Here is a 9,682-nt window from a genome sequence, read left to right as displayed (position 1 = left end):
GTGTGGTTTTGTGGGGGAAATTATGGCATTTTGGGTAAATTTTCGGTATGATAATGCGTTTAAATTGACAATTCGGATTTGCCATGAGTATTTTTGCCAACCATCAAGACAATCTAAAACTCTACAACACCATGACCGCTGATAAGCAAACCTTTGTTCCGCTAGAAGCGGGTAAGGTCGGCATGTATGTGTGCGGCATGACGGTGTATGATTATTGTCATATCGGTCATGCGCGTGTGATGGTGGCGTTTGACGTGATTTACCGGCATTTGATATCGCTTGGGTTTGATGTGAATTATGTGCGTAACATCACCGATATTGATGATAAGATCATTAACCGTGCCAATGAAAATGGCGAAAGCATCAATCAGCTCACCGAGCGATTCATCAAAGCCATGCATGAGGATGCAGATGCCTTGGGCTGTCTGCGTCCGAACATTGAGCCTAAGGCGACCGAGCACATCAATGAGATGCAGAATATCATCAGTACTTTGATGGACAAAAATCATGCCTATACCAAGGGCGGCGATGTGTATTATGCGGTTGATAGTTTTAAGGATTATGGCAAGCTGTCCAAGCGAAATCTTGATGAGATGCAGGCGGGCAGCCGTGTTGATGTGGCAGATGATAAAGCCAATCCCTTTGACTTTGTGCTGTGGAAACGCGCAAAAGCAGGCGAACCTGCCTGGGCAAGTCCTTGGGGAGATGGTCGCCCAGGATGGCATATCGAATGCTCAGCGATGAGCGGTTGCTGCCTTGGCGAGACCTTTGATATTCACGGCGGTGGGCATGATTTGCAGTTCCCTCATCATGAGAATGAAATCGCCCAATCCGAAGCCTGCACAGGTAAGACCTACGCCAATCACTGGCTGCACGTTGGCTTTATCAATGTCGATGGCGAGAAGATGAGTAAGTCTTTGGGTAACTTTTCAACCATCAAAGACGTACTTGCCAAATTCCACGGCGAGACAGTAAGATTCTTCATCTTGTCCAGTCACTATCGCAGTCAGGTCAATTTCTCAGATGCGGCGCTTAACGAGAGCCATACTGCCATTAGCCGCCTATATCATGCCCTAAAATCAGCCGAGAGCGTGGGTAATATTATCACTGATGCTGATGTCGTCAAAGCGGACTTCGCCAAAGCTTATGCTGATGAATTCGTGCAGGCGATGAACGATGACTTTAATACGCCTAAGGCGATCAGTACGCTGTTCTCGGTGGCAGGTGAGATTAATAAAGCTATCAAGGCAGGCGACAATGAAGCTGCCAGAAACTACGGTGTACTGCTTAAGACGCTGGCAAGTGGACTTGGCCTGCTTGAGGCGTCTGCCAATGAATTCTTGCAAGCGAGTCTGTCAGATGATGGTCTAAGCGCCGACGAGATTGAATCGCTAATCCAGGCACGTGCAGATGCTAAGGCAAACAAGGACTTCGCCAGAGCGGATACCATTCGCAATGAACTAAAAGACAAAGGCGTGGAATTAGAAGACAGCCGTGCAGGCACGAGCTGGCGCCGAATCTAATGATTGATTGACCAAAAAAAAGAGCGTTATAAACGCTCTTTTTTTTTGGGCCGGTTTACTCGTCTAGGCTTTCTAGGCGGATGCGCACCACAGGCTCGGTAACGGCATTTAGCTGTTCGATTTGCTTGATGGCTTCGTTCATTTGCTTTTCAAGCACTGGCAGGGTCAGGATAATAATCGGCACCAGTCCTGATTTATGAGCATCACGCTGTAAGATCGCATCGATATTAATGCCATTATCACTTAGGATGCGCGTGGTATCAGCAAGCACGCCAAGCTCATCTTTAACCGTTAGGCGCAGATAGTAGCCAGAGGTCATCTCGTCACTAGATAGAATGCGCGTATCTGACAGCTCCTCTGGGACGAATGCCAAGTGAGGCACGTCGCTTGGCGTTGCGGCGGTGATGACATAGATCAGATCCATCACGTCAGCCATGACCGCTGATGCGGTCGCACCGGCGCCTGCGCCATCACCATAATACAGAGATTGACCCAGCGGATGAGCATCCACCATCACGGCATTTTTTACGCCATTCACGTTAGCAAGTAGGGTGGTATCTGGGATGAGGGTAGGGTGTACACGCAGCTCGAAACCATTTTCGCGGCGAATGGCGAAGCCTAGATGTTTGATGTTATAGCCAAGCTCTTTGGCGTATACCACGTCTTGTAGGCTGACCTTAGTGATGCCTTCGCAATATACTTTATCGAACTGAATCGGAATGCCAAAGGCGATCGATGCCAGTAGTGATAATTTATGCGCAGCATCAATGCCTTCAACATCAAAAGTGGATCGGCTTCAGCATAGCCTAGCGCTTGAGCTTCCGCCAACACGTCACCGAATTTGCGGTTTTTGGTTTGCATTTCGGTCATGATGAAGTTGCCGGTGCCGTTGATGATGCCGGCCAGCCAGTCGATTTTGTTAGCGGCTAACGCTTCACGGATGATTTTGATGATGGGGATGCCACCTGCGACCGCTGCTTCATAACGTACTTGTACGCCATATTCTTCGGCTAAGGCGAAGATTTCATTGCCGTGCTTGGCAAGTAGGGCTTTGTTGGCGGTAACGACGTGTTTTTTGTGGCGGATGGCATGCATGATGACATCTTTGGCGACATCAGTGCCACCGATGACTTCAATGACGATGTCCACATCATCCGCTTCTGCGATGGCGAGCAAATCAGCACTTTGTTTGATGTTGCTGTCGATGTCATCACGATGACGACGCGTGCCAACGTGAGTGATGTTGATGATGTGCCCGCTGCGACGCGCCAGCTCATTGGTGTTATCTTTTAGAAGATTAACCACGCCAGTACCAACGGTACCCAGACCTAATACGGCAAGATTGATAGACTTATTCACGGTATCGTTTCTCAAAAGTTGTAAAGTTTAATGTTATAAATTTAATAATAATCACAATCGGCACCGATCAATCATCTATTCCTTAATTAAAATTGGCGTCTGTCAGCTGATCGATTGTGTAGAATAAAGATTGCTTAACTTAGCATAACTTGATAAAACTTACTAGCAATTTTCACGTGATTTTATGAAAATCTTATGAAAGCATTAAAAGCAGCTGTTACTTATCAACGATGTTTGATTGCCATCTTAGCAAGTTCATCAGCTGGTAGATAGCCACCGATCTGATAGCCGGATTCACTAAAGATCGCAGGCGTGCCACTTACGCCGATCGCATGACCAAGCTCCATGTGTTTTGCCACAGGGTTATCACAGGCGGGCGCGGTGATGTTTTCGCCTTTTTTGGCGCGAGTAATGGCGTCTTTTTGATCAGCGCTACACCAGATGGCTTGAGCCACAGGCACGAACTGCTCGGTTCTAGGCCATGCCAAATAACGAACCTCAACACCTTGAGCTGTGATGTCATCGATCTCGCTGTGCAGCTTTTGGCAGTAATGGCAGCTTGGGTCGGTGAATGCATACACGGCAGCTTTGGTCTCGCCAGCAGCAGGGTAGATGATCATCTCACTCTTATCAACCGCCGATAACATTTCTTTGGCGATGGTGGATTGGATGGCGGCAGTGATATCAACAGGTTCTTTGCCGCCGACTTTGGCGATCTGACCTTGAATGATGTATTCGCCATTGGCATCAACGAACATCGGCGGTGCTTCATCGAACATAACCCAGTACATGTTAGGCATGTCAGTCGGCATGGCGGATTTAACGGTGAGGTTAACGCCTGATGCTTGTAGGTTCTTTTGAAGGGCGCTAACCACAGCATCATCAGAGGGTAGAGCCTTGCTTGTGGTGGTGGTTGGTGTTGGTGTGTCGATATTCGTCTTGCTGTCGCACGCGCTTAATGCAGTCATGCAGACAAGGGCGCTAACCAAGCCAAATTTATTAAGGATACGGTTTGTAAAAATGCTCATTATAATGCCAGTATATAGCCAAATAAAATTTATTCATTATGCCAAAAATTACCTGCCTTTGCTAGCAAATTTTAGCGAGTTCGACAAATTAGCCAAAAATTACTTGCTTTTTTCTTAGAAATTTTGATACAATACGGCGTTATTTCATAACCTGCTTTCATTGAATGACGGTCATTTTCCGTGATTCATCGCAGGGCAACCACCAAGGAAATAACCTATGCTACGCATTGCCTACGACGCTCTAACTTTTGATGACGTGCTACTCCTGCCTGCCTATTCAGAAGTCCTACCAAAAGAAACAAAACTAACCACACGCCTTACTACCGACATCAACCTAAACCTACCAATCATCTCTGCCGCAATGGATACCGTGACTGAGTCTAAGATGGCGATTGCCATGGCGCAGCTTGGTGGTCTTGGCATCATCCACAAGAACATGGACATCGAGCATCAAGCCAGCCGTGTGCGTCACGTCAAGAAGTTCGAAGCGGGCACAGTGGCCGATCCTATCACCGTACATCCTGAGGCGACCGTGGGCGAGCTATTGCACATCACCAAAGTGCATAAGATCAGCGGCGTGCCTGTGGTAGAGCGTGGTACAGATCGCGTGGTGGGTATTGTGACGCATCGTGATTTGCGTTTTGAGACTAATTTAGATCAGCCAGTGGCGAATGTGATGACGCCAAAAGACAAATTGGTCACTGTCAAAGAAGGTACGCCACAAGAACAAATCAAAGCATTGCTACACGAGCACCGCATCGAGAAAGTGGTGGTGATTGATGATGATTTTCGTCTAAAAGGTTTGATCACGGTCAATGACTTTACCAAGGCTGAGAATAACCCTAATGCCTGTAAAGATGAAAAAGGCCGTCTGCGTGTGGGTGCAGCAGTGGGCACGGGCGCAGATACCGAAGCGCGTGTTGAGGCATTGGTTGCGGCGAATGTGGACGTGATCATTGTAGATACCGCTCATGGACATTCAAAAGGCGTCATCGATCGCGTGGCATGGATCAAGAAAAACTATCCAAACATCCAAGTAATCGGCGGTAATATCGCAACAGGCGATGCCGCACTCGCCCTGATGGATGCTGGCGCGAACGCAGTCAAGGTCGGTATTGGACCGGGTTCTATCTGCACCACTCGTATCATTGCAGGTATTGGCGTACCACAGATTAGCGCGATTGATAACGTTGCCAGCGCACTTAAAGATCGCATTCCGCTAATCGCTGACGGCGGTATTCGCTTCTCAGGCGACATGGCAAAAGCCATCGCAGCAGGCGCTTCTTGCATCATGGTGGGTAGCCTTCTGGCGGGTACAGAAGAAGCACCAGGCGAGGTTGAGCTGTTCCAAGGTCGTTACTACAAAGCATATCGTGGCATGGGTTCACTGGGTGCGATGAGCGGACAGAACGGCTCATCAGATCGTTACTTCCAAGACGCTAAAGATGGTGTTGAGAAGTTGGTACCAGAGGGTATCGAAGGTCGTGTGCCTTATAAAGGTCCAGTGACTGGCATCATCAATCAGTTGGCAGGTGGTCTAAAATCATCAATGGGCTACACAGGTTGTCAAACCATCGAAGAGATGCGTAAGAACACTACATTTGTAAAAGTAACGTCTGCCGGCATGAAAGAATCGCATGTGCATGATGTTCAAATCACCAAAGAAGCACCAAACTACCGCCAAAACTAAAAACAAAAAAATCACTCGATGCGATCATCGGGTGATTTTTCTTGTATTCATAAAATGGCGCACCTAGCGGGAATCGAACCCACGGCCTTCAGCTTCGGAGGCTGACACTCTATCCAACTGAGCTATAGGTGCAAAATTTTGGCTGCATTTGGATTTTGCAAGCGCAAATTTTACCAAGTTTTTATTAAAAATGCCACCCGCTCACCCAAAAAGTAGCTTATTTTTAAGAATATTACCAAAATTTTACCGATTTATTGAGATATTACATAAAAATCGTGGCATTTTACCCTGCTTTTCCCTTATAATAGCAGGGAGAAAATTTTAATTCGTTGGGGTGTGTTCGCGAATTTGCTAAACCACCCAACATACCCAGAGTGCATATTGCTCAAGGCTAAGACGAGATGATGACAATGAAAAAAATTGTAATGTTATCTGCCGCCGCTACGTTGGCGATTTTTACCATGGCGACCCAAGCTCAAGAAGCTACAACGCCTGCAGCCGCAGAAGCTGCCACTGAAACGAATCAACCTGCTACTGAAGTTGTTGCAGAAGCATCGGCAGCTGAAGCTACCACAGAGGCAGCGCCTGCTGAAGCTGCACCTGCTGGCGAAGCCATTTCAGAAGACAGTGACCACGTCAAAAAACTAATCGCACTACACCCCAAACTAATCTCACGTATCGCCCCTTATGGCAAGGTATGCTTTGATGGCGAAGAATGTGACATCAACATTACCGTTCTGGCGCCTGCTGTAGAAGGCGAGGCTCGTCCTGGTGATCAGCTTTATAAGGCAATCTGTGCTACTTGTCACGATGCCGGTCTGGTAGGTGCGCCAAAAGTTGGTAACGCTGGCGACTGGGGTCCTCGTATCGGCAAAGGCAAAGCAACGCTATACGATCACGCCATCAATGGTTTTAACGCCATGCCAGCGCGTGGTGGTGCTGACATATCTGACGATGAAGTTAAGAACGCTGTTGATTACATGATCGGGCAATCTAGCTAATATCATTCATCAATATTCATAAACATCAAATGGCTTAAATTCAATATTTGGACTGTTTGGTGTTTTTGTGTTTTATTTTAGTGATGTTAATCATTGATGTTCTTTAAAATAACGCGATAGCCCTTATTAATAGCTTTTTAAAAGCAAAGAAAATTTAAAATGACAATGAATGAAATACCCGCCCTAAAAGTCCGCAACCTTAAAAAAACCTATCCCAACGGCTTTACCGCTCTAAAAGGCGTGGATTTGACCGTGCCACAGGGCGAGTTTTTTGCCTTGCTTGGGGCAAATGGGGCGGGCAAATCCACGATGATTGGTATTATCAGCTCCTTATTTCCCCAAACGGACGGTACAGTGGAGATTTTTGGTGTGGATTTGCATAAAAATCCAAGCCTTGCCAAATCTCATCTGGGCGTTGTTCCCCAAGAATTTAACTTTAACCAATTTGAAAAGTGCTTGGATATTCTCATCACGCAAGCAGGCTATTATGGCATAAAAAAGAAAGACGCTCTGCCACGAGCCGAATTTTTATTAAAAGAGTTGGGACTTTGGGATAAGAAAGATACCAAGGCTCGTTCGCTCTCTGGTGGCATGAAACGCCGTCTGATGATTGCCCGTGCCTTAATGCACCGCCCTAGGCTACTGATATTAGACGAGCCGACCGCAGGGGTGGATATTGAATTGCGCCGTTCTATGTGGGATTTTATGGAGCGTATCAATAAAGACGAAGGCACGACCATTATTTTGACGACCCATTATTTAGAAGAAGCCGAACAGTTATGTAAATACATTGCCATATTAAATCATGGCGAGATTTTAATTAACACCGAGATGAAATCCTTGCTTACGCAATTGTCATTAGAAACTTTTGTATTTGATTTAAAAGATGAATTAAAAAATACCCCAACTCTTAATAATATCAGCCATAGCAATTTGGCAGATAACAAAACCTTAGAAATTACATTAAATAAAACCCAAAATTTAAATGACGTATTTACCCAATTAAATCATCTAAATATCCAAATTGTTAGCATGAGAAATAAAGCCAACCGCCTAGAAGAATTATTCATGGGCGTGGTGGATAGTCATTTTCATGACGGTAAAATGAAAGATGAAAATAAATTAAATAATGGGGAAAATCATGAATAATCAATTAACCGCCTTTAACACCCTATTATTTAAAGAAATCAAACGCATTGTTCGTATTTGGCCCCAAACCTTATTACCGCCTGTCATTACCATGACTTTGTATTTTGTGATATTTGGACAAATGATTGGCTCTCGTGTCGGAGAAATGGGCGGGGTCAGCTATATGCAGTTTATCGTCCCTGGCTTGATTATGATGTCGGTCATTACCAACAGTTATTCTAATGTCGTCTCATCATTTTTTAGCACCAAATTTCATGGCAGTATTGACGAAATGCTGGTGTCGCCCATATCCAAGCACGCCATATTATTGGGCTATGTGGGCGGTGGCGTGTTTCGTGGGCTTGCCATTGCGTTGATTGTGAGTATTGTGGCGTTATTTTTTACTAAGTTAAGCATTAGCAGTTTGCCAATTATGCTGATTACTATTATTGGCACGTCCGTATTATTTTCGTTGGGCGGATTTATCAATGCGGTATTTGCTCGCTCGTTTGATGATATTTCTATTGTTCCAAGTTTTATTTTAACGCCTTTGACTTATTTGGGCGGTGTGTTCTATTCATTAGAAAACTTATCGCCATTTTGGCAAAATTTATCCCTGCTAAACCCCATTGTTTATATGGTCAATGCCTTTCGTTATGGCATATTGGGTCATTCTGATGTCAATGTCGGTTATTCATTATTGGCGATTTTGATATTTTGTGCGGTGTTTTATGGTGTGGCATATAAAATATTAAAAGACGGTAAAAGAATTCGGCTTTCTTAATTTAATATTAAATTAAAATTTAACGATGTAGGGGCAATTTATTCGCCCAATAAAATCAAATAAAAGGCAAACACAAATGAGCATTCACGGCGTATTGGGCGAAAGCACCACCTATTCAAAAACCTATGACCCCACCATTTTATATCCCATTTCTCGGCAAATCGGACGAGATAAGATTTTAAAAGATGTGGGATTTGATTTTAATAACTGCCATGACGACCTAAAACATGGCGTGGATATTTGGCAAGCCTTTGAGTTGTCATGGCTAAATCCAATTGGCATTTCACAAGTGGCAATGGCTCGTTTCTCTATCCCTGCCAATTCGCCAAATATCGTGGAATCCAAATCATTAAAGCTGTATCTGAATAGCTTAAACTTTACCAAATTTAGCCATATTGATGAATTAAAAACCACGTTACAAAAAGATTTATCCGCCTGTGCGGGTGCTGATGTGGGTGTGGAGATTATTGCGCTGAGCGATGATGGGCTGAATATCCATGCGCCGGTGGGCATCTGTATTGATGAGGCGCTAGATAACGCTAAGAAAGAAATTCCGCTGTTGGATGATATAGATAATACATTCTTAAAGAATGCCAAGAAGGGCGCGCTAACTCAGTATAAATTCTATTCAAATCTACTGCGATCGAACTGCCCAGTGACTAATCAACCTGACTGGGGAACGGTGCAGATTGAGATAACGACTGAGTATGAGGTGGATTTTGGCGAGTTTTTGAAATACATCTTGTCATTTAGACAGCATAACGGCTTTCATGAGCAATGCGTTGAGCAGATATTTGCCGACTGCATGATCCATTATCGCCCTGTGTTCTTAAGAGTGCTTGCCAATTATACTCGTCGTGGTGGCATCGATATCAACCCTGTGCGCGTCTATCATCGTGATGTGGGCGAGGTTAAGCGTCTGGTGCGTCAGTAAGCTTAACTGTATTAATAGAAGAGCGGGCGGCAGCGCCTGCTTTTTTGTTATTATCGATAAACAAATAAAAACAGCCCTTAAAGATTAAGGGCTGTTTTTAGAATATTGGCACTCCATAGGGGATTCGAACCCCTGTTACCGCCGTGAAAGGGCGGTGTCCTAGGCCTCTAGACGAATGGAGCGCAAGGACTGTAAAACTGATTTTATCAAATCGCTTTACCAACTTTTGAACGCT

Annotated in this window: 7 protein-coding genes, 2 tRNA genes and 1 pseudogene; 6 read left to right on the top strand and 4 right to left on the bottom strand. The window is 45.1% G+C overall.

Annotated elements, in window-relative coordinates:
* The first annotated feature begins 83 nt into the window (after nt 1-83).
* Nucleotides 84-1,523 (top strand): cysteine--tRNA ligase, encoded by a 1,440-nt coding sequence (cysS, locus tag GY683_RS09075; protein ID WP_297288417.1) that lies wholly within the window; start codon nt 84-86, stop codon nt 1,521-1,523.
* A gap of 55 nt (nt 1,524-1,578) precedes the next feature.
* Here cysS and GY683_RS09070 read toward each other — a convergent pair.
* Both GY683_RS09070 and GY683_RS09065 read right to left on the bottom strand, forming a co-directional pair.
* Nucleotides 1,579-2,882: pseudogene (locus GY683_RS09070) on the bottom strand (homoserine dehydrogenase).
* A 224-nt stretch (nt 2,883-3,106) separates the two neighbouring features.
* The gene (locus GY683_RS09065; protein ID WP_297288416.1) at nt 3,107-3,910 is read right to left on the bottom strand and encodes a thioredoxin fold domain-containing protein; all 804 of its coding nucleotides are present in this window, start codon (nt 3,908-3,910) and stop codon (nt 3,107-3,109) included.
* Nucleotides 3,911-4,127: 217 nt separating this feature from the next.
* Here GY683_RS09065 and guaB point away from each other — a divergent pair, with 217 nt between their 5' ends.
* Nucleotides 4,128-5,600, top strand: a complete 1,473-nt coding sequence (gene guaB / locus GY683_RS09060; RefSeq protein WP_297288415.1) for an IMP dehydrogenase — start codon at nt 4,128-4,130, stop codon at nt 5,598-5,600.
* Nucleotides 5,601-5,655: 55 nt separating this feature from the next.
* Here guaB and GY683_RS09055 read toward each other — a convergent pair.
* Nucleotides 5,656-5,732 (bottom strand) — tRNA-Arg (locus GY683_RS09055).
* A 269-nt stretch (nt 5,733-6,001) separates the two neighbouring features.
* On the opposite strand from GY683_RS09055, the gene GY683_RS09050 reads away from it, so the two are divergent.
* The 4 genes from GY683_RS09050 to queF all read left to right on the top strand — a co-directional run bounded on the left by GY683_RS09050 (nt 6,002) and on the right by queF (nt 9,447).
* On the top strand, nt 6,002-6,601 hold the full coding sequence (locus tag GY683_RS09050) for a c-type cytochrome (RefSeq protein ID WP_297288414.1): 600 nt from the start codon (nt 6,002-6,004) through the stop codon (nt 6,599-6,601).
* 165 nt (nt 6,602-6,766) lie between these two features.
* On the top strand, nt 6,767-7,750 hold the full coding sequence (locus GY683_RS09045; protein ID WP_297288418.1) for an ABC transporter ATP-binding protein: 984 nt from the start codon (nt 6,767-6,769) through the stop codon (nt 7,748-7,750).
* Nucleotides 7,743-8,513: an ABC transporter permease gene (locus tag GY683_RS09040; protein ID WP_297288413.1), complete on the top strand. Its 771-nt coding sequence runs from the start codon at nt 7,743-7,745 to the stop codon at nt 8,511-8,513. The genes GY683_RS09045 and GY683_RS09040 overlap by 8 nt, the downstream gene beginning before the upstream one ends.
* Before the next feature lie 76 nt (nt 8,514-8,589).
* Nucleotides 8,590-9,447: an NADPH-dependent 7-cyano-7-deazaguanine reductase QueF gene (gene queF, locus GY683_RS09035; protein WP_297288412.1), complete on the top strand. Its 858-nt coding sequence runs from the start codon at nt 8,590-8,592 to the stop codon at nt 9,445-9,447.
* Between the two features lie 106 nt (nt 9,448-9,553).
* Here queF and GY683_RS09030 read toward each other — a convergent pair.
* Nucleotides 9,554-9,629 (bottom strand) — tRNA-Glu (locus tag GY683_RS09030).
* Between the last annotated feature and the right edge of the window lie 53 nt (nt 9,630-9,682).

It is taken from the genome of Moraxella sp. (assembly GCF_024227015.1).
Classification (GTDB): Bacteria; Pseudomonadota; Gammaproteobacteria; order Pseudomonadales; family Moraxellaceae; genus Moraxella.
Note: the sequence above shows the minus strand (reverse complement) of the source record. Positions and strands in the feature narration are given on the sequence as shown.

Coding starts and splice junctions, on each gene's coding strand:
- GY683_RS09050 (WP_297288414.1), top strand. CDS start 6,002: ATGATGACAATGAAAAAAATTGTAATGTTATCTGCCGCCGCTACGTTG.
- GY683_RS09065 (WP_297288416.1), bottom strand. CDS start 3,910: ATGAGCATTTTTACAAACCGTATCCTTAATAAATTTGGCTTGGTTAGC.
- queF (WP_297288412.1), top strand. CDS start 8,590: ATGAGCATTCACGGCGTATTGGGCGAAAGCACCACCTATTCAAAAACC.
- guaB (WP_297288415.1), top strand. CDS start 4,128: ATGCTACGCATTGCCTACGACGCTCTAACTTTTGATGACGTGCTACTC.
- GY683_RS09045 (WP_297288418.1), top strand. CDS start 6,767: ATGAATGAAATACCCGCCCTAAAAGTCCGCAACCTTAAAAAAACCTAT.
- GY683_RS09040 (WP_297288413.1), top strand. CDS start 7,743: ATGAATAATCAATTAACCGCCTTTAACACCCTATTATTTAAAGAAATC.
- cysS (WP_297288417.1), top strand. CDS start 84: ATGAGTATTTTTGCCAACCATCAAGACAATCTAAAACTCTACAACACC.